Annotated in this window: 14 protein-coding genes; 8 read left to right on the top strand and 6 right to left on the bottom strand. The window is 61.2% G+C overall.

The features are described from left to right. Nucleotides 1–4 precede the first annotated feature (4 nt). From NKI58_RS16420 to NKI58_RS16405, 4 genes are read right to left on the bottom strand one after another with little or no spacing between them, the layout of a single operon-like run. Nucleotides 5–625: a SctK family type III secretion system sorting platform protein gene (locus NKI58_RS16420; RefSeq protein WP_352591455.1), complete on the bottom strand. Its 621-nt coding sequence runs from the start codon at nt 623–625 to the stop codon at nt 5–7. Continuing rightward, nucleotides 622–1,449, bottom strand: coding sequence for a type III secretion system inner membrane ring lipoprotein SctJ (sctJ, locus tag NKI58_RS16415; RefSeq protein WP_352853561.1), 828 nt, complete (start codon nt 1,447–1,449; stop codon nt 622–624). The genes NKI58_RS16420 and sctJ overlap by 4 nt, the downstream gene beginning before the upstream one ends. A 22-nt stretch (nt 1,450–1,471) precedes the next feature. Next, the gene (locus NKI58_RS16410; protein ID WP_352591450.1) at nt 1,472–2,101 is read right to left on the bottom strand and encodes a hypothetical protein; all 630 of its coding nucleotides are present in this window, start codon (nt 2,099–2,101) and stop codon (nt 1,472–1,474) included. Between the two features lie 18 nt (nt 2,102–2,119). After that, the gene (locus tag NKI58_RS16405; protein WP_352591447.1) at nt 2,120–2,596 is read right to left on the bottom strand and encodes a type III secretion protein; all 477 of its coding nucleotides are present in this window, start codon (nt 2,594–2,596) and stop codon (nt 2,120–2,122) included. A 399-nt stretch (nt 2,597–2,995) separates the two neighbouring features. Between NKI58_RS16405 and NKI58_RS16400 the strand changes: the two genes are divergently transcribed. Both NKI58_RS16400 and NKI58_RS16395 read left to right on the top strand, forming a co-directional pair. Beyond that, entirely contained in the window at nt 2,996–3,718 is a 723-nt protein-coding gene (locus tag NKI58_RS16400) for a L,D-transpeptidase (RefSeq protein ID WP_352591444.1), read from the top strand. A 3-nt stretch (nt 3,719–3,721) separates the two neighbouring features. Continuing rightward, nucleotides 3,722–4,687 carry a LysR family transcriptional regulator gene (locus NKI58_RS16395; RefSeq protein ID WP_352591441.1) on the top strand — a complete coding sequence of 322 codons (966 nt, stop codon included), beginning with the start codon at nt 3,722–3,724 and terminating at the stop codon, nt 4,685–4,687. On the opposite strand, the gene NKI58_RS16390 is transcribed toward NKI58_RS16395, so the two are convergent. Together NKI58_RS16390 and NKI58_RS16385 are read right to left on the bottom strand one after the other, a co-directional pair. Further along, the gene (locus tag NKI58_RS16390) at nt 4,671–12,587 is read right to left on the bottom strand and encodes a LysM peptidoglycan-binding domain-containing protein (protein ID WP_352826702.1); all 7,917 of its coding nucleotides are present in this window, start codon (nt 12,585–12,587) and stop codon (nt 4,671–4,673) included. The two genes, NKI58_RS16395 and NKI58_RS16390, sit on opposite strands and share 17 nt — an antisense overlap. A 76-nt stretch (nt 12,588–12,663) precedes the next feature. Beyond that, nucleotides 12,664–13,554, bottom strand: coding sequence for a MurR/RpiR family transcriptional regulator (locus NKI58_RS16385; protein WP_352826704.1), 891 nt, complete (start codon nt 13,552–13,554; stop codon nt 12,664–12,666). A gap of 184 nt (nt 13,555–13,738) precedes the next feature. On the opposite strand from NKI58_RS16385, the gene NKI58_RS16380 reads away from it, so the two are divergent. The 6 genes from NKI58_RS16380 to NKI58_RS16355 all read left to right on the top strand — a co-directional run bounded on the left by NKI58_RS16380 (nt 13,739) and on the right by NKI58_RS16355 (nt 19,382). Then, on the top strand, nt 13,739–13,921 hold the full coding sequence (locus NKI58_RS16380; protein ID WP_126092905.1) for a hypothetical protein: 183 nt from the start codon (nt 13,739–13,741) through the stop codon (nt 13,919–13,921). A gap of 123 nt (nt 13,922–14,044) precedes the next feature. Beyond that, on the top strand, nt 14,045–15,049 hold the full coding sequence (locus tag NKI58_RS16375) for a SctD/MshK family protein (RefSeq protein ID WP_352591432.1): 1,005 nt from the start codon (nt 14,045–14,047) through the stop codon (nt 15,047–15,049). Beyond that, complete coding sequence (locus tag NKI58_RS16370; RefSeq protein WP_352591429.1) at nt 15,046–15,477, top strand: hypothetical protein; 432 nt, start codon at nt 15,046–15,048, stop codon at nt 15,475–15,477. Before NKI58_RS16375 ends, NKI58_RS16370 begins: the two co-directional genes overlap by 4 nt. After that, nucleotides 15,428–15,814, top strand: coding sequence for a tetratricopeptide repeat protein (locus NKI58_RS16365; protein ID WP_352591426.1), 387 nt, complete (start codon nt 15,428–15,430; stop codon nt 15,812–15,814). Before NKI58_RS16370 ends, NKI58_RS16365 begins: the two co-directional genes overlap by 50 nt. Continuing rightward, entirely contained in the window at nt 15,811–17,979 is a 2,169-nt protein-coding gene (gene sctV, locus NKI58_RS16360) for a type III secretion system export apparatus subunit SctV (RefSeq protein ID WP_352623067.1), read from the top strand. The genes NKI58_RS16365 and sctV overlap by 4 nt, the downstream gene beginning before the upstream one ends. Nucleotides 17,980–18,023: 44 nt before the next feature. Next, a complete protein-coding gene (locus NKI58_RS16355) occupies nt 18,024–19,382 on the top strand; it encodes a type II and III secretion system protein family protein (RefSeq protein WP_352853560.1) in 1,359 nt (452 codons plus the stop codon). The last annotated feature ends 8 nt before the right edge of the window (nt 19,383–19,390 follow it).

The following is a 19,390-nucleotide window of genomic DNA, read 5'->3' as shown; positions in this document are numbered from 1 at the left end:
TCGTCTAGCTCATCGCTCGTCGAACAATCGCGGGGCCGACCTCGGCAAATTGTTCGGCTGACGGCTGGTGGATGAGCTCTTGCGGCACCAGCTTGAGACGCACCCGCATGCTCGTATCGCCCGGCATGATCTGACACCAGGCGCCAAGGCAGCTCAGGCCGTCGCCGTAGACGCGACCGGAAATGTCTTCCAGCGGCCCCAATCGATCAATCGGGCCGGCCAGATCGCGGTTGGCGAGGGCGAAAGCGCACAGATCAGCCCCAAGCGCCGCCTGCAATGCGGCCGCTTCGCGCCCAACAATGACAGCGGCCAGACTCCCAGCCCAGTAGATCGCGCCCGAGCGAAGTGCAAGTTCCTCCAGCTCTTCGCCAGACGACAAGGCGATCGCTCGATCCACCTCGTCGGCCGGCTCTTCGACCACTGGAGAGAGCCTATGCCGATCGAGCAGAAGCTTCGACAGTCGCTCCTGCAAGCGTTGCGAGCGCAGCATGCGCTCGCAGGCAGCCTCGCCGACCGCGCCGTCAAAGCACTCCGCGAGCCAAGCCGCATCCACATAGGACGCGGGTTTGGAGATGAATGCCTGCCATTCCGGGCTGGCAGTTTGCTCCGAGCCGGGCTGGGTCATGTTTTCTTCGCCGGCATTGCGGAAGCATCGAGCGCATAGATGCCGGGCCGTCGATACCACTGCATGTAGGCCAACCGACCAGCCAGCACGAATATGGCCGCCGCCATGCCATAAAACAGTGACATCGCGGCGGCGACGCTGTCGGGATGTAGCCACAGGCCGAGGAAGCTGGTGAACCCGGCCTCGCCGGTTTCCTGCTCGGGGGCTGTCGCTGCAACCGGAATGAGGGTGACGGAAACATTGTCATAGGTCAGCCCGGCGATGCCCTTGGCCACCAGCATCTTGACCTGCGGGATGAGCTCATTCATCGGAACGAATGCGCGATGCCGGATGAACACGGAGGCGGAGGACGGTACCAGTTGCTGCCTCAGCGGATCGTTTTCGGGCAGGACGAGATGAACGCGCGCCGAAAGTACGCCGTCGATGTCCGAAATCGTCTGCGACAGCTCCTGACTCAGGCCATAGATCATCGTTGCCCGCTCTTCCACCGGCGAGGACACAAGCCCATCCCTCTTGAACACCTCGCCGAGCGTCTGGAATTCCTGTTTGGGCAAGCCGCTCTCGTCGAGAATGGCCATAGCTTCGGCGAAGCGGCCCTTCTGTACGGAAACCGTCATCTTGCCGTCCTTGCCGACCTCGCGTTGGGCCGGGATCCCGTGACGCATGAGCGTGGCCACGATCTCGTTGGCCTGCCGCTGGTTGAGGTTGGAATACAACTCCACCGAACACGCCTGGAGCACAAGCATACCCATGACAACGAGCGCAACGCGAAACCTGGCGCCGCATCGATCCAATCGCGTTAAACGCCGCTGCGAGGTTGGCATGGGCGCGAACACTCCGCGGCGCTTACTGTTGCTTGATCAGCGTGCTGGTGGACGACGTGACGGCCGTCACGCTGCTCGTAACCACCTCGAGATTGGCGGCTGCCCACATCACCGAAATCGATCGTTCCAGGAGTTGCTCTGCGTTCTTGGCTGGGGAGTCTTCGCCTTCCTTGCCGGACGGGGCCGTCTTGTCGGCGCGATCCGGCGTGGCGGCCGTTTCAGCACTTGAGGAAGCGTTAGCCTGGCCAAGAGCCTTCTGGACCTGCTGCATGGTTCCTTCGAGCGACTTAACGGCAGAACCGAAAAGGGCCGATGGTTCCGTGAACACCCCACCTGCGGCTTTTTCCGTCTCGGCCATGTAGTCGAAGAGTTTGTGTTCGACGATCGGCTCGGTCTTCTCCGGTTTGGAAGTCTGTCCGCCTATTGCCGGATTGGCGCCGGGCGTCTGCGCCACCTGCTGACCAGCCGGCGTCGCGACATCACTGCGCTCAGGCATATTGACCTTCGCGGCATCGTGCTTTTCTTGCTTGGCGCCCACCATTCGGTTACCGGGCTGCGCTGCCGCGCCGGCGGTGATTTGCTGTTGCGAACTTATGCTGGTGGTCAAGTTTGCAAGCGTAGCCTCTAGGGCTCCAATCGGCGCGATTTGCATGAATGTGCCCTCCAGTTTTTAGTTCGGTTTGGCGGAGGGGACAGTCTGCGCCTCCGCCTGCTTTCCGCGGAAAACGCGGACCGACACAGCTTTGCCGGCTTCCTGCTTCGTGCTCGGCGTGGCAGGAACCCCGAGCGTTTTCCTGACGAGTTCGATGTAGGATGGCGGCCCCGATACCGAGATGACATCGTCTTGCTTGGAAACCTTTATTGGAAACTTCGGGTCGCTGACGCCCAGCCGTGAAAGCCTGTCTTCGGCGCCAGCAGCCATGTTGGCATCAAGCGGGATCATTTCCGTCTGGACTTCCGCTTCCGTCGCGACGTTCATGACGATACCGTCGAAATGCCAGACCAGCCCGTATCGATTGCATATCTCTTCGAGGAACTCGCGAGCCGTTCCAACCGGCATGCCGGCGCTCAGGCGCCCCTTTACCAGCTTGCTGAGACGCATGGGCACCCGCATGTTGCGGCCGAGCTCAACCAGCGCGTCTGTCACGGACTGATCGATCGTGATGTATTTGTACGGGCCAGGGGGCCAGCGCGGTTCGGCAGCAAACGCAGGCTGGGAGCCAAAGCCGAGCGCCAGGACGACGGCAAGCCGGCAGGCCACTAGGGCAGCTCTGCCTCCAGATAACCGATCACCATGGCTGATGCTGGGTCCCGTCACATTGGTCCTATCGAAAGCGACCCACGAGTAATGCCCCGCCTCGCTTGCTTCATAGCTTGTCCGCCGATGTCATTCTATCGTGGACACTCGAAAATGGGAAGTCCAATTGGATTGCATACCAACGTCCTGTGCCAAATGTTGCGAAGGAACCGCAAGACGATACAGTGCGGGTAGGAATCGGTTACCACCGGGTTCGGGGTCATTGGTATGTGGAAAGGAGTGGTCTCGGTGACGGCAACCAACAGCCTGCTCGCGAAGCTGGACGTGCCCGCAGGCGTTGCTCGAGGCAAGAGGTTTGCGGCAACGCGTCTCATCGAGGCATTGAGTGCATCGGTTCTGGTCGCGGTGGCGTCGATTGCCGCAATCGCGTCGGCGCAGGCCCAATCGAACAGCGGTTATGACCCTAGAAGTTGGACATACGATCGGGGAAGAAATGTACTGGTCTCGCCTAGCGCTTCCGGCCTGACGGCGGACGGAGAATTCACGCCCGAGGAGTCAGGGATTCCCAGGCAGGTCGTGACATTCAGCGAGGCTCAGCCGAAGGGGTCGATTGTGATCAACACCACGGAGCGGCGTCTCTATTACGTGCTGGGGGGCGGCAAAGCGCTACGATACGCGGTGGGGGTCGGCAAGGAGGGGCTGGAGTGGTCCGGTCGCGACACGATTTCGAAAAAGAAGGACTGGCCAGATTGGCGGCCACCGGCCGAAATGCGATCCAGAGAAGCATCAAAAGGCCGTATCTTGCCTGCGCACGTGGCCGGAGGCCCGAACAACCCTTTGGGCGCACGGGCACTGTATATCGGAAACACGCTTTATCGCGTCCACGGCACCAATCAGCCGTGGACCGTCGGACAAGCCAACTCCTCTGGTTGCATTCGCATGACCAATGAAGACGTCATTGACCTGTTTGACCGCGTAAAGGTCGGCGCTCAGATTATTGTCCGGCATTGAATTGTGATCCCTTTCAACATCAAGCAGCTCGAAACCTTTCTACTGGTGGCGACTTTCGGAAGCTTTCGAAAGGCTGCCGAACGACTCAACACCACGCAGCCCGCAGTATCCAACCGAATTGCCGGGCTGGAAGAAGCGCTAGGTGCCAAGCTGTTCGAGCGGCAGAGCGGCAATGTCAGGCTGACAGCCCAGGGACAACGGCTTCTGCCGTCTGCTCAACGGGTCCTGCGGGTAGCGGAACGGCTGCAACTGACGGCCAGCTCGCTTTCAGAGACGGCAGGGGTGCTTAGGCTCGGGGTTGCCGAAACGATCGTTCACACCTGGCTACCGGATTTCCTCCGGGAGCTGCAAGCAAACTATCCGCTTATCGATACCGATATCGTCGTTGATGCGACGACCACCCTTCGCAACGAACTCATGTCGCACCGACTCGATCTTGCGGTGCTGATGGGCCCAATTCTGGAACACAGCATCGAGAACATCGAGATGCCGTCCTTTCCGCTCGTGTGGGTCTGCTCGCCGCACCTGAACCTGCCTCCGCGGCGCAAGCTGACGCTGACTGATCTGATGCAATTCCCAATCATCAGCTATGCGCGGACCACCAGACCCTACAGCGAACTTTACCGCAAGCTGACCGGCGAACTGGAAGAGACGCCGCGTATCTTTCCCGCTAATTCGCTGGCCGCTTCCATCAAAATGACACTCAATGGTATCGGCATCGCCTCTCTCCCTGAGGAAGTCGTCCAGGACTATACCGCAAGCGGTAAACTGCGCATTGTCGACTGCGAATGGCATCCGTCAGATCTGCAGTTTACCGCCTCCTACTCCTCCGAACCGTCCAATCCGGCAGCTGAGCGGGCGGCAAAACTCGCCGCCAGTGTCGCAAACGCGTATGCCGCGAGAACCGACAAGGCGCAGGAGTCAATGGACGATAGGCTCGGCCCGCGGTTTCTCAGCCGATCGAGGTGATCGGCAGATAGACGCGGTCGCCTGAGAAGATCACGTCCGGGCTCAGAATATGATCCATGTTGAGCACAACCGTGTCCGCCACATCCGCAGAATGGGTCTTGGCTATCAGGCGAATGCTGTCGCCATCCCTGACCTCGACCCACCGATAACCGTCTTTCTCCAGCGTTGGGTTCGTGCGGCCCTCAGGATTGCTGCTGCCCTCGGCATGAGCCTCGACATAGTCGCCGGAAACCCAGCCGCTATGCATTTCGCCGTCCGGTCCGAAACCTTCGACAGGTATCCAGGTCTCCCCTGACGGATCGGTCGATGGCTTCGCGGTCTGTTCGACGAATGTGCCGGGTTGCAGAACCGTTCCCACAGTCGAATCCCCGTCAGACTGGGTCCGCAAATTCAGGCCGTCATCGGCGACCACGACAAGTTGCGGGAAATCCTCCCCCGGGATCTGCGGGCCACCTGGAACATCCGAAGGATCATCGGGTTGCTGGGACGAGGCATCGCCATCCGGTTTTTTCGGATCGGGTGGAGGGGGGGTCTTCGCGCCCTCCCAAGGCTCCGCGAGCAGGGCGTCCAGCGAGAAGAGAAGCATTCCAACGCCGAAGGTGATGCCCAGAGTCCACCGATCCCATGCAGCCCATCTCTTGTCGGACTTTTCCGCCGCCGCGATATCAGCATCGGTTCGCGGCACTGAACGGCGATTCATCCGGTCCGTCCTTATGGCCGACGCCCAGAATTCCGCGCAACCGAAGGTGAACATGGTGCCGGCGACTGTGGCGATCGGCGCCGGCCAGGAGTGCAGCGTATAGACGGCGCAGCCAAGCACATAGCCGGGTCCAGCCAGATGTTCGGCCAGGTTTCGGATCACCGGTCTGCCGGTGAACGACTGCAGCATCGACTTCGTGCCATAGACGATGTTGCCGAGCGTGAACGTGCTGTTGACGACAAGATCCTTACCCTGGATCATCCCGGTCGCGGCACCTGGCGCTGCGGCAATGAATGTGGCTCCGCCGAGCGCGTTGAGGAATCGCCCGAACGGCTTGTGACCTGCGGTTGCGTTGGGGAAGAGCGCCTGGGCGCCGAAAACCATGCCTCGCACGCCAAATGCCACCGATCCGGCGGTGGCGGTCCAGGTTGGCGGCAATGAACTCCACAACATGTAGGAGGTGGTCGACATGCCGCCAAAGGTGGCGAGCGCCTGAGCGTTTTCCCGCATCCTGGCATAGCTGAGGGCCAGATCGACGCTGGTGGCCTGATCCGGCGTCATCGCCTTTTTATGCGTTGCCCGATAGGTCGTCAGTTGCAGCACGGAGAGGGCGTTTGTTTGCTCCGTCGACATCCAGGCAAACTGCTTAGGCGTGAACTTGCGCAACTGGCCTGGGCTCAACTCGGCAAGCTGCTTCGGCGTCAGCGCCGCTATCTGTTGCTTCGTCAGCGCCTCGATCTGATGAATGGTCAGAGCGCCAAGCTGCTCCCGCGTAAGCGCCGAGATGTGGTCCGGCGACAGCTTTGCCGTTGCCACCGGATCGCGTGCTGCGACGAGATCAGGGTTCAACGCCGCGAACTGGGTCGCATCGAGATGGCCGAATTGGGCAGGTCTCATGGCGGCGACTTGTTCCGACGTAAGGGCATTGCGCTGCTCATCACTGAGCTTGGCGATCTGGTCGGGTGTCAGCTTGCGCACTTGCTCAATGGTCAAGGCAGCGAGCTGCTCGGGTAAAAAGGCAGCGACCTGATCCGGTCGTAAGCCGGTGATACGGCCAGGGGCAACGGCCTGCAATCTGCTTGGCCTGATCGCCTGGAGCTGTTCGGCACTCAGCGCCCGCAACTGCTTCGGCCGAAGCGCCGCAAGTTGATCAAACGTCAGCTGCCCGATCTGCTCGGGGCTCAGTGCAGCAACCTGCTCAGGCGCCAGCTTGGCGATATGCTCTGGCTTGATGGCGTGCAATTGCGTGCCTGTCAGTTCGGAAATCTGATCGGCTGAAAGCGCCCTGACCTCCGGCCCGGTCGGCGCCCGCACCGGTTCCGCATATCCTGGTTCCGCGGCGGAGCTCACCGGAAGCTCAAGGCTGACGATCTTTCCGCGGTCAGGGTCAAAAACCGCCCTGCCCCGGTCGGGCGCCGGCGGCCATGTAGCGGCTGTCGGCGTTTCGGCAGCAATATTCACCGCTTGTGGCGTTTCGCCAGTCACAGCTGGGGCTTCGTTGCTGACCACCTCGGCCACTGGGGGCGGCGGCGCTTCGGTCTGTGCTGGCGTATTGACATCCCAGAACTCGTCGGCCGGCCGCAAGATGACCTGTGGGCGTTTTTGCGTCGATGTGCCGGGCGCGACGGCATCCTCATTGCGCGTGAACTCACCGACGAAATTCCCGTCCGGATCCATCATCCGCCAGCCATAGACCTCGCTCCATGGTATTCTGCCGTCGACTGCGGTCTCGTCGACGCGGGCCATCCTGTCGCTGACGGGTCGGCCCATTGCCTCGAATTCAGTCGGGACGTGGAGGCGCGGTCTGCTTGGATTGAGCGTGTAGAGATAGGTGTAACCTTGCTGCCGAGCGGCTCGTGACTCTTCCGAAACGAAAGCCTTGGCTCCCGAGATCGACTGGCTCGTGCCGACGAAACGGCCATGGGTATTGCCCATGACATAGTTGCTCAGGGCAATGCCTTGCGGATTGTCCACCCAGATTCCTGTCGGGGGCGGTGGCGAGAAGCCTCCCGCGTCCCTGATCTCGGTTGGCGAGCGGGTATCGGCCCGGAACACAAACGGGCCGACATTGCCACGCAAGGGTCTTGTAGGATCGCCCGCGCCTTCGACAGGCTGATTGCCCTCCTCGGGATACCCAAGATTCCCCGGCACATGGTCGTCGGAAGCACCACGTATCCAGGGTAGCACCACGGGTTCGCCCGTATCGGGGTCGTATACCAGTATGTGCGTCTTGTCCGCGACCTCCGGCGCATCGGCCGGCGCGCGCGGTCCGTCGGAAGGCGGCACATACACCTGTTCCGGGCTCCTGGGCTCCGTGCCCAACATCGCCGCGACGATCACCTCGCCGTTCTTGTCTTGGAGCCGCAGGGTTCTGCCCGGAGACGTGTGCCCGCTTGTGTCGGGTTCCGGCATGCCGGTGAAGCTGCGCGTCTCCGGATCCCAGACGAGGCGCATCGAGTCGTCTTTTCCTGCCGGCTTGTTCGGCACAATGATGGGATCGCTATCAGCGGGAGGCGGTGAATTGCGCCCAGTCGACCCATGCGGATCGCGGCCCGGCTGCATCGTCGGACCGTCACCGCTGGCGTCACTGGTGTTGACCACTTCTCCAGGTATCACAGGATGACTAGGATCTTGAAATCCCTGTTCCCCGGTCGGCCTGTAAACGCTTGCCTGCGTGCCCGTTCCAGGTCGCAGTGCCCGCAGTCCGTGAATGCCGAGGCCCGTGCCGGCAATGCCGGTGCCAAGACCCGTAAGCGCGTTGGCAAGCTGGAGACCGTTCATCTGCTCCCCGTTGACAGCGAGATCGTAGGCCGATGTCGCCAGCAAAGGTGCACCGACAATCACGGAGCCGACATCCATTCCCCAGGCCGCCTTGTTCAAACCAGCGGTCGACTGCATGTAGGTTCGGGTTTCGAGCGCCAGGGGCGAGCTGGACCGTGTTGCGCCTATGCTGCCACGGAAGGCCTGCAGGGCCGTCATTTCCTTTCCCGCCAATCCGGCGGCCGTCATTTCCCTTCCTGCTGATCCAATGGTGCGCAGACCGCTGGAAGCCATCGGCAGAACCGTGGTTGCCACGCTGGCGACATTCATCAGCGACTCGGTATCGTCCCACTCGCCGCCATGTTCCAGATGGTTGACCTGGTTTATGACCGCTCGGGTGCCGAGATAGGCAGCGCCCGTATAGGCCAAGGGTGCTGCAATCGGCGCGGCCGGCGTGAACGACAGAATGGTGGCTATACCCGTCCCGATGCCAACCAGCGGATCGACGACCTTGTCCCAAGCAGAAACATTGCGCGACTTGACGACTTCCAGTTCGATCCTGCCGTCATCGCCGGCCTTCATCTCCAGACCCTTGGGGACGACGAGCTTGCCATCTTCGCCGAACTGGTTGTTGTTGTCCTGGAAATCTCCGAGGTCGTCGAACTTTTTGCCGGTCACATCGACATAGCGAGTGTTGCCGTCTCCGTCACGCACAGCAAACAGCGCGACCTGCTGTGTCCCGACCTCATCGTCAACATAGAAAATCGGCACGCTGCGCACATAAGGATTGTCGCCGCCGATATCGCGAATCTCTTCCGTCACATTCTCGATCGCCTCGAGACCTTCCTCGGTCGAACGATCTATGCCGAGCGTTCTGGCGACCGTCTCCTCAAGGGCCGTGCCGCGCTTTTCACGGAACTCGTTGTCGTAGCCGCTGTCGAGCAGTTGCTGGAACTTCGGCTGATAGATGCCGTCAAGCGTCTGCTGCTCATGCTCGTCTAGATAGGTCTTGTCCACCGTGCTGTTGCGGTCAACCAGCAACGAGGGATCGCTGGACCGAAGCTCATGATAGTCGCTGAAGCCTTGCACCAGCCCGCGCAGCTCCTCGGCCTGCGTTATCTGAAGCCTTGTCGCGTCCAGCTTGAGTTTGGCGACCGCTAGTTCGGGATCAACCCAGCGTCCACTGGCATCGTCATCTTTTGTATCCAGGTCGATCCAGACTGCCTTCCCGCTCTGGGTCAACGCATCGATCCCTATCTCGTTGTATGTCTGGGCAACCTCCGGCGCCACCTTGATTGTCTGTCCGCCGACGTTGATCTCGACAGGCTGCACGCCATTGGGCAGGGTGCCTTCAGGAGCATCGACTGTTCCTGGCCCGTGCTCCGTCAACGCATTGTTGAAGTTGGTCTGCAGCGTTGACAGCTCGGAGTTCAGGTCTTCAATGCTGTCGCCGAGCTGCCGATCCAGGACATCGTTGAGATTCTGCGCCGCCTGCGCCTCGCTGGCCCTCACCGCTTCCAGGCCATTTGCCGTGCACACCGGCCCGGTGGAACTGCTGCCGCCCAAAAGCTGCTGCCAGTCCTTGTTGGGTTGCCGATCGCGGTACTCATCCCTGACGTTCGTTTCGCTCAGATTGTAGGTGAGCTGCTGCTCGGTCGTGCCCTCTTCGAACTGGTTGACCACCCACAGCTGGCCGTCGCGGACCTCAAGTTTTTGCGATTGGAAGAGACCCAGATAATCGCCACTGACCCTTTGATGTTTCTTTCCCTGTTCGAACAGAAACTGGTGCTCGCTATTGTATTCGGCGAGCAGTCTCTGCTCGAGGTCCGTCTGCTGCGCACCTACTTGCGTGGCATCGGCATGGGCGTTGAAGTAGCTTTGATAGGCTTCCGCCAATTCGAGCTGATTGCCTGCTGTCGTCTGCAGCGCCTTGAGGTCCTGATATTCCTTCGAGTCGGTCGGAACGCCGTCAAGCTCGGCTTGCCCCACCAGGAAGTCGATGGTGAGCTTGTCGCCCTTGCTCAGATGCAGGCCGACTTCGGAGAACAGCTGATCGACAGCCGCATGATCCGCGAGGCCTTGCGCGTACTGCGTTTGCCGATTGGGACCTGGCTGCCCTTGCGCGGATGCAACGTCTGCATTGGGATCAATCAGCGGCGCAAGTTCGCTCTGCTGGGTGATGGCGTCGGCGAGAATGCGCCCAGCAGTCTCATATTCGCCACGGGCATCCTGCGCGTTCTGCAGCAAGGTGTTGGCCTTGGTAAGCCGCTCCTGCGCATCGGCAACCGTGCCTTCCGGTTTCTGCGGGGTCCATTGCAGACCATGGGGTGCCAACGCCTCGTTTATAACTGTCTGCGCCCCATCAACAGCATCCTTGTAGGCGGAGTCGAGCATATAGACGTTGAACTGTTCCTGCCGCTGACCGGCCAGAGCTCGCGTCTCTGTAATTTGGGACAGCGCGATGTTCTCAGCTATGATGGCCTGGGCCACCTCGGGATCGACCCAGGTCCAGACGCCATCGATCTTCATCAGCGTCCACTTTCCGCCGGAGGGTGCATTACCCTGCGGCGGATCGCCGAATGGATTGACAACCCTGTTCTCACCGTCCAGCTCGGGCGTGGCGACGGTACCTAGACCATATCTCTCGATCAGGTCCTGTTTGTTTTGTCCGGCTTCTTCTGCCGCGTCGATGAGACTGGGCAAGGCTTCACCCGCCAGCAGCCCTTCGACGAAGGTCTTTACGACCTCGCCCTCTTTTGCCTCCGTGGCATCACTGCTGTTGGGGTTCACCGCCAACAGCGTCCTGGCCAACGCCTCCTGCGTACTTCCTGCTTCGATCTTCAGGTCGGTCCCGGTGGTGTTGTTGTGCAGCGTCATGCTGCCATCAGGGCTCGTGGTCAGCGTATAACCGTTGAAGGTGACTTCCACGGTCGTGCGGGTACCGTTTTCGATGGTAACCTTTTCGCCCGGGTGAATGATGTCGGGGTCACGAGGGGAATTGAAGAGCTCGGGGTTCGTTCTCCTCAGATCGTCCAGCGACACGCCATATTGCTGCGCTATCAGGGTCAGGTTGTCGCCTGGCTTGACCTCGTACTCGACGGGCTCGCCGCCATTGATCTCCTCCGTAGTCGTTGTCGTCACCCGACCGTCCTTGTCGGTGACGATCGTGGTTTCGGTTCCGGCCTTCGGATCAACGATTGTGGTTGTGGTCTCGCCCGTTTCGGTGTTGCGAACGCTGTTGCGCGTCCTGCCGTTCCCGTCCTCCGACCCCGTCGTTTCCTTGCCGTCAGACGTCGTCACGACGGTGCGCTCATCATGCTGGTAATCGTGATAGTAGACGGTCTTGACGCCGGTGTGCGGATCGACGACTTCAACCGACTGCACGTCACCATTGTCGCTCGTCGGTTCGCGCGTCGTGACCTGATAGCCCGCGGCCTGCAGCTCGGCGATGACCTGCTCGTTGGTCAGACCCCTTTCCTGCGCGATTTGCTCGATGCTCTTGCCGTCCGCGAGATCATCCTTGATGCCCTGGGTGGTTGCCCCGCCCGGATCCTGAGATGCAGCGAGGACAGTCTTGCGACCATCTGGACCGTTGACGGTGGTGACCGGCAAGGCCGGCCCGTTCCCGGGTGTAACGGTTTCCACCGAAGCGCCGTTCGGCAAGGTGGTCCGCTCGGTGACGGTTCCGGTGCGCAGATCGTCTTCGTAACGCGTCGTGATGGCACCGGTGTCGGGATTATAGCTGCTGGTTTCCTTGCGCCCGAGCCCATCCCGGATCGGCGTAGTGGTTGCCGTGCCGTTGGGTTGCTCCACGCTCGTGTAGTAGCTGTCGTGCTGGTAGTCGTAATATTGCGTGATGGTGCGGCCGCTGGCATCCGTGATCTTCGTCGTCAGCACGTCGCCATTGCCGCTCGGGTGAGCGGTTGAAACGGTCATCCCGCCGGACCTGAGCGCGGCGATAACCTGTTCGCGCGTCACGCCCCGGGCAGATGCAATCTGGTCGATGCTTTTGCCGCCGGTAACGTCGCTGACAATGTTGCGCGCAGCCGTCGCTTCCGCGCCGTTGTCTTCGGGCGTGCTGCCATCCAGTTTCACCGGTGTCGCCGCCAGTGCCGCGACATTGGTCTGCGTGTAGAGAGCCGGCGTCACCGTCCTGCCATTGACGGATGTGCCGTTGCTGGCGTTGACGACGTTGACCCTCGGCGCTGCCGAAGCCGCAACCGGCGGCGACTGAAGCGAATCCAGTTGCGTGCTCACATGGGCCAGTTCCTGGCGGGCCTGTGCCGCCCAATCACGCTCGCCCATCCTGTTGGCAAGCCTGATCTGCTCCCGCAGCTTGGCAGCCTGGGCCTCCAGCCGCGCTATCTGCGCGGCGTTTGCCTTGGCATTGACCTTTTGCGGCTGGACCGGCGGCTTGGTGGGCGTTATCGGGCGAACCATGAGGACGACCTCCGGAAATTAACGTTGCCGGCAGCCTGGCTGCCGTCACGCCCGCCCGATCGCAACCTTTCGGATGTTATCGAGGGGGCTTCCAATAAATGCCGAAAGCAGCAAGCTGCTCTTCCGACTGTTTTACCCGTTCTGCGGCGTTCGTTTCAGACTGCGCTGCCGCCAGCGCCGCCAGAATCTCGACGGCGGCGAACGCCGGCGCCATGCTTCGGAAGAACGACTGCGAATTTGACGTAACGATAATTGTTTCCCGCGCGATCTGTGTCAGCGGCGACACGCTGCTGTCTGTGATCGCCACCACGCCGATGCCCTGCCGAGCCGACTGGCGCGCAACGTCGATCGTCGTGCGCTCGTAGGGCGATATGCCCACCGCAAGAAGCACCGCGCCACGTCCCGCGTGCTGGAGGGCATCCAGGCCCGGTCCGGCCATCTCGCCGACAAGCGTCACCTTGCAGTCGGTGCCAGCCAGCAACGACATGATGTGAACGAAGTGGCTCGCGACCGGATAGGCGGCGCGCGAGCCGACAGCGAACAGATCGCGTGACCGGGCGAGCAGACCGGCTGCCGCAATGAACTGCATGGCGTTGCGGTATTCGCCAAGGCTTGAGATCTGGGCGGCGAGCGTGTCGGCAACGACGCCGGCAGTCGAATATCCCGGATCGCCATGCTGTCCGATGCCCTGTCGCGCCGGCTCGCCCGCGCTGGTCTCGCGCAGCGCGCGCGCATAAAGGCTGCGCATATCTTCGTAGCCTTCAAGGCCAATCCATCGCGCCAGCCGCATCATCGTGCTGTGCGAAACGCCGGCCTGGTGCGCCTGCTCGCGCATCGACATCAGTGCGACATCCTTGGGATGATCCAGCACGAAACGTGCGGCGACCCGCAACTGCGGTGGCATAGTCTCGAACCGGTCGACCAAAAGCTCGGCCAAAGGACCTTTTTCCATTCTGAAATACCCCATTCACCCACCTGCCAAGGTACTCCTTGAACCCAGGCGACGCAACAGTTGGAACCGAAGTGTCTCAAATATTCCAACTGGACTTTCATTTTCGGCCATGCTGCCTTAAGCTGCCTTCGCAACCCTCCGGACTGCAGCGATGTGAGTCCGGAGTTTGCAACTTGAATAGTCCCTCAAGGAGACAATGATGGCTGCTACCCCTCCCATTACCTCCGGCTCTGCAGGGTCGCCGGAACAGAACCTGGACAAGATGATCAAGCACCAGGAGCGCATGTTTGGCCTGGAGATCACGAAAGAGATCGCGAAATCCCAGCATGACATGCTGATGAGCACCGCCAGGACGCTCGGCCAGTCGGCTGAAAAGGCCTAAGGCGGCGGATTCCCGAACCATGCGCCGCCGCAACCACCCGGCGGCGTACCTTGCACGGCGCAATTTTTTCAGCGCCGTCATCAGGCTGCATTTGAAATGGTCATCGGCGGGAGATGAAGTGGCATGACCGCTCGTCCTATCAGCAAACATCTGGAACCAGCAGCGCCGGCGCGCCAACTCCGATCGATCATCGCCCCCTCCCCGGACACCGGACATTCCATTGCGCTGAGCGTGACCCACGGATTTCACGCCGGCGCCGAAGTCAGTCTGGTCGAGCCACAATATACGATCGGCTCCAGCAATGAGTCGGACATTGTCCTGCGCGATGCCGGCATCGCACCGATTCACGCAAGGCTGCGGCGCAAGGGCAGCCAAGTTGAAATCGAAGCCGTCGGCGGCGATGTCACGTTGGCCACGGGCGAGACCATCCATGAGGGACATGGCAGCCGCTGCAGGCTGCCGCTCACCATAAGTGTTGGCGAGGCGCGCATCAAGCTGGTCAGCCTGCAACGCGTACCCAATCGATGGTCCTTTGCCAATCGCCCGCTGCTGGTCGCGAGCAGCGTTCTCTGTGCGGTTCTCGCAATTTCCATCGCCGCGAACGGGTTTTCTTTCGCCAAGCAAGAGATTGGCGCAAAGGCGTCCTCTCAAGACGGGCAACCAGTCAGAGTGGCTTTCGCCGGCCAGGCAGGGGAAAAAATCCTGGACGATTCATCGCCAGCGCAAATCCACACTGCCGCCGAAGCGGAAAGCCAGCTCAAGCTGCGCCTCGAGCAATTCGGCATAAGCACATTAACGGTTCTGCAATCAGAGGGACGCCTCGTGGTCTCGGGTATGATCCCGAATGACAAGAGTGATGTCTGGGCACAAACGCAATCCTGGTTCGATCAGTCGTTCGGCGCTCACCTTCCCCTCATCTCAAACGTCATGGTTGGCAATGCGCAGCAGGCCCCGCGCCTGAGGCTGCAGGCGATCTGGTATGGCGAGCGGCCCTACGTCATCGCAGCCGATGGCACGCGCTATCACGAAGGTGCGTTCACCGACGACGGCTGGGCCGTCAAACACATCGGCGAAACCGAACTTCTCCTGACCAAGGGCGGCGCCACGGTCGCGCTGAAATATCCGTGAACCGGCGGCTTGAAGCGGCACGATTCGACACGGCACGGGTTGACACGTCGGGCCGCGAGGGGCGGCAGGCGGAAGGTGTGCGGGGCCAGGCCATCAGCCGGCGACGGATGAATGGAGTCGACAAAGCAGCAAACCGTGCTCAGGGGACGAAATCAGCCGCCGGTGCAGAAAGGCCGGAAACGGCGGAATTCCAGGCTTCTCAAGGTGCGGCCGGCGAGTCGCTCGACGAGATACTCGCCAATTTCGTCATGCCCAATATTCCCGAACCGGCTATCCTGCGGCGCTCCGTGCCCATTCTCCAGCACCTCGTAATGCACCTGGTCCCAACCCTTGAGGGTGGGGAGCAACTCAAGACGCTCGCCAAAACGCTGATGGAAGATGAAATCGAGCGTCATCGCGATCTGCTTGGTCGCATGCAGGAAGGATAGAACTCTGACCGACCCGCGTGACACCGTGCATCTTTTGCATGTCCTGGGCTATCTCTACGGGTGCCACGGGCAGGCAAAGCGGGGCGCGGCCTACCTGCTTATTGCTGCACAGCTCTCGCCGGCAAATGCCGGCGTCCTCAGAACGTTGGCGCACCTTCTCATACTCGATGGCGAGGCGGAAAAGGCGCTTGCCACGATTGCCAGGCTGGAGACCTTGGAAGGAATGGATCACCCGGTGCTTACATTGCTGAAGAGCCGCGCCTTGCTCGTGGCCGGGCGCAAGACGGAGGCGCGCAGTGCCTTGCTTAGCTTCCTGTCGCAACGAGGCGTCGGATGACCGTCTCGGAACGGCTGATGCAATTCCTTGCCAGGCTGTCACGCCGCAGTGATCTGGTCATTGCCATTCTGATGCTCGTCGCGGTGGTAATGATGCTCATTCCATTGCCGACGTTTCTCGTCGACAGTCTCATCACTGCAAACATCGCCATCAGCGTGCTTATTCTGCTGGCCTCATTCTACGTCTCTCATCCACTGCAGTTTTCGTCACTGCCGTCGGTCATCCTCATCGCCACTTTGTTCCGGCTGGCGATCACGATCACGACCACGCGACTGATCCTGCTCCAGGCCGACGCAGGCGAGATCATTACCGCCTTCGGCACCTTCGTCGTTGGCGGCAGCATTGCCGTGGGCCTCGTCATCTTCCTGATCATCACCGTTGCGCAGTTCATCGTTGTTGCGCGGGGTGCCGAACGCGTCGCCGAGGTGGCCGCGCGCTTCACGCTCGATGCGCTGCCGGGCAAGCAGATGAGCATCGATGCCGAGCTGCGCAACGGCGACATCGACCAGGCGGAGGCACGCCATCTGCGCCAGCAGCTGGAGCGCGAGAGCCAGCTGTTTGGCGCAATGGACGGCGCCATGAAATTCGTCAAGGGAGACGTGATTGCAGGCATTGTGATCATTTTGGTCAACTTGATAGGTGGTTTCGCAGTCGGCACGCTGCAGCACGACATGTCGCTCGGCGACGCGGCGGCGACCTACACGTTGCTCACCGTGGGTGATGGCCTGGTGGCGCAGATACCCGCATTGCTCGTCGCTGTGGCCGCCGGCACAATGGTGACGCGCGTCGGCAGCGCGGACGGAACGGGCGATCTTGGCCAGCAAATAACCAGCCAACTGCTCCGCGACTCCCGCGCGCTCGCACTCGCAGCCGTGATCATGGTCGGCCTTGCCATGGTGCCAGGCTTCCCCTCCATCATGTTCCTGGTCCTTGGTGGCTGCTGCGGCGCCGGCGCCTATGCAATCAATCGCCGCTCCGCCCAGGATTCCGAGCCTCAAGACATCGGCCATACCGCCTCGCCTGCACAGCGGGGGAATTCCGCGTCGCTTTCGGCAATCTCCACCGCAACACTATCTCCATCCTACCGCGTGGTCGTGCGCTTCGGAACCGAGCTCGCACACTTAGTCCCGGAGCCCGAATTTGCCGCGCTCGCCGACGGCGTGCGCCGTGAACTCTTCGGTGATCTCGGTGTCGACGTTCCGGCCATCGGCATGCAGGTCGACGAGATGCTTTCGCAACGAAGCGTCCGCGTCGATCTGGAAGGTGCGCCCATCCTGGATGCTGAAATTCCTGCCAACCGTGTTCTTGTCGAAGCGGACACGACGCATCTCGATCTGCTCCAAATACCTTACGAAAAAGGTTCTCCGATTGCCGGTCTGCGTAAATTCGTATGGGCCGATGACAGCTACCTGTCAGCACTGAAGGGAGCCGGGTTCGTCTTCTCAACGCCGGTGCAAATAGCGGCCAAATGGACCGGCCATGCACTTCGTCTTTATGCCGGCCATTTCGTCGGGATTCAGGAGACACGCAGGCTGCTCTCGGACATGGAACCGGATTATGCGGATCTGGTCAGGGAGGCGCAGGAGACCGTGCCGCTCCAGAAGATCGCGGAAGTGCTCCGCCGGCTCGTCGGGGAAAACGTCCCGATCCGCAATCTGCGCCTTATCCTCGAGGCACTCATCGAATGGGGCCAACGCGAACAGGACGTCCTCTTGCTGACGGAACATGTCCGCACATCCTTGAAGCGCCAGATCAGCTTCCGCTTCGCCGGCCGCAACAACATCATCGCGGCCTATGTGTTGCAGCGGTCGGCCGAAGACATCCTGCGAAACGCGGTGCAAAGCACATCGACCGGCACCTTCCTGAATCTGTCGGACGATGATGCGCAGGCTTTGGTCACCGAAATCGAGCGAGCCCGGTCGCAGAACGCCACCGATGTTTCACCGGTCGTCCTCGCCGCGATGGATGTGCGCCGTCACATGCGCAGCCTGCTGGCACACAATGCCATCGAGCTTCCGGTCCTGTCCTTCCAGGAACTCGCACACGAATTCAACGTCCAGCCGCTGGCCACGATCGCCGGCCGCTCCGGCAAAGCCGGCGCGCGCGTCGTCTCCCATTCGCTCCCGTCGGCTCAGGCGAATGCCGCGCAGGAGGCGCCCTCCTGACGCCAGCCGGACGGACGACATTGGGGATTCAGGAGAGAAATGGCATGACCATCCACAACACCGCGGCAGGCGCAGGATCAGCCGCTTTCGCCCGGCGGGCAGATTTAGGCCGGCTCGCTATCGCGACGATTGGCGCCCTGCTGGCGTTGTTGCTCACACTGGCCGATGCGACGGCACAGAACATATCAGCGTTGCCGAGCAAACCAACGGTCGGCTTGCCGGTCGGGCAAGGACGCTTATTGCGGTTCAATAAACCGGTCGAATCCGTGCTGATTGCCGATACCACGATCGCGGACCTTCAGGTCGTGTCGCCGAGCATGGTCTATGTGTTCGGCCTCAAACCCGGCCTGACCAACCTCATTGCGATCACGGCCGATGAACGGATCGAGGCAACGGCCCAGTTCCGCGTCACCCCCGATGTCACGCCTGCTACCGAGGCCAAGCAAGCAATGCAGCCGAGCTCGGCGACAAATCTCCACATTTTCGGGACCCGTATCGTTGCAACAGGTGAGGCGCGAGGCGTCGATGAGGCAACGGATCTGGACAATGTCGCCCGGACCTTCTCGCCACCGGAACAGCCGCCGCTGAACAACATGACCGTGCAGGGCTCACAGCAAGTCAACATTCGGGTTCGCTTCGCCGAGGTCTCGCGCACGGAACTGCAGTCCTACGGCGTCGACTGGTCCGTCGGCTACAGGAGCGGCGGCTTCGAATTCAACATGTTCCAGGACAACGGTGTGCCCTCGGGCAACGGGAATTTCGGTTTGAACATGGACCAGGCGCATGGCCTGAACTTCGACATTCTGATCGAGGCCCTGCAACGCAACGGCATCGTCAAGATACTGGCCGAACCGAACCTGACGGCCATGACCGGTCAGACGGCAAGCTTTCTCGCCGGTGGCGAAATTCCGGTTCCGATCCCGCAAGGAACCGACGTCGTCACCGTCCAATACAAGCCCTTCGGCGTATCCCTCGGCTTCACCCCGACGCTGATCGGCCGCAATCGCATCGCGCTCCATGTCCAGCCGGAAGTCAGTTCTCTATCTGAGACCGGATCCGTAAGCGCCAACGGTTTCGCCATGCCGAGTTTCGTCGTGCGCAAGGCCGACACCACGGTCGAAGTGGCGAGCGGTCAGACATTTGCGATCGCCGGCCTTTTCCAGCAGCGGACTTCGCGCAATCTGGAAAAGTTTCCGGTGCTGGGCGATGTACCGGTGCTTGGCCCGCTTTTTCAATCACAGCGTTTCCAGCACGAAGAGACCGAACTGGTCATTTTGATTACGCCCTATCTGGTGGAACCGGTGCGCGACAGCCTCGCCACGCCGCTTGATCGTCCGGCAGCCAAGCACCGCAGCCGCAAGCACGCCAATGACGCATCGGCGACGGGTCTGATCATCAAGTAACGAGGACC

It is taken from the genome of Mesorhizobium sp. M0522 (assembly GCF_040321085.1).
GTDB lineage: Bacteria > Pseudomonadota > Alphaproteobacteria > Rhizobiales > Rhizobiaceae > Mesorhizobium.
The sequence above is the reverse complement of the archived record's forward strand: the minus strand, read 5'-3'. Positions and strand labels throughout refer to the sequence as shown.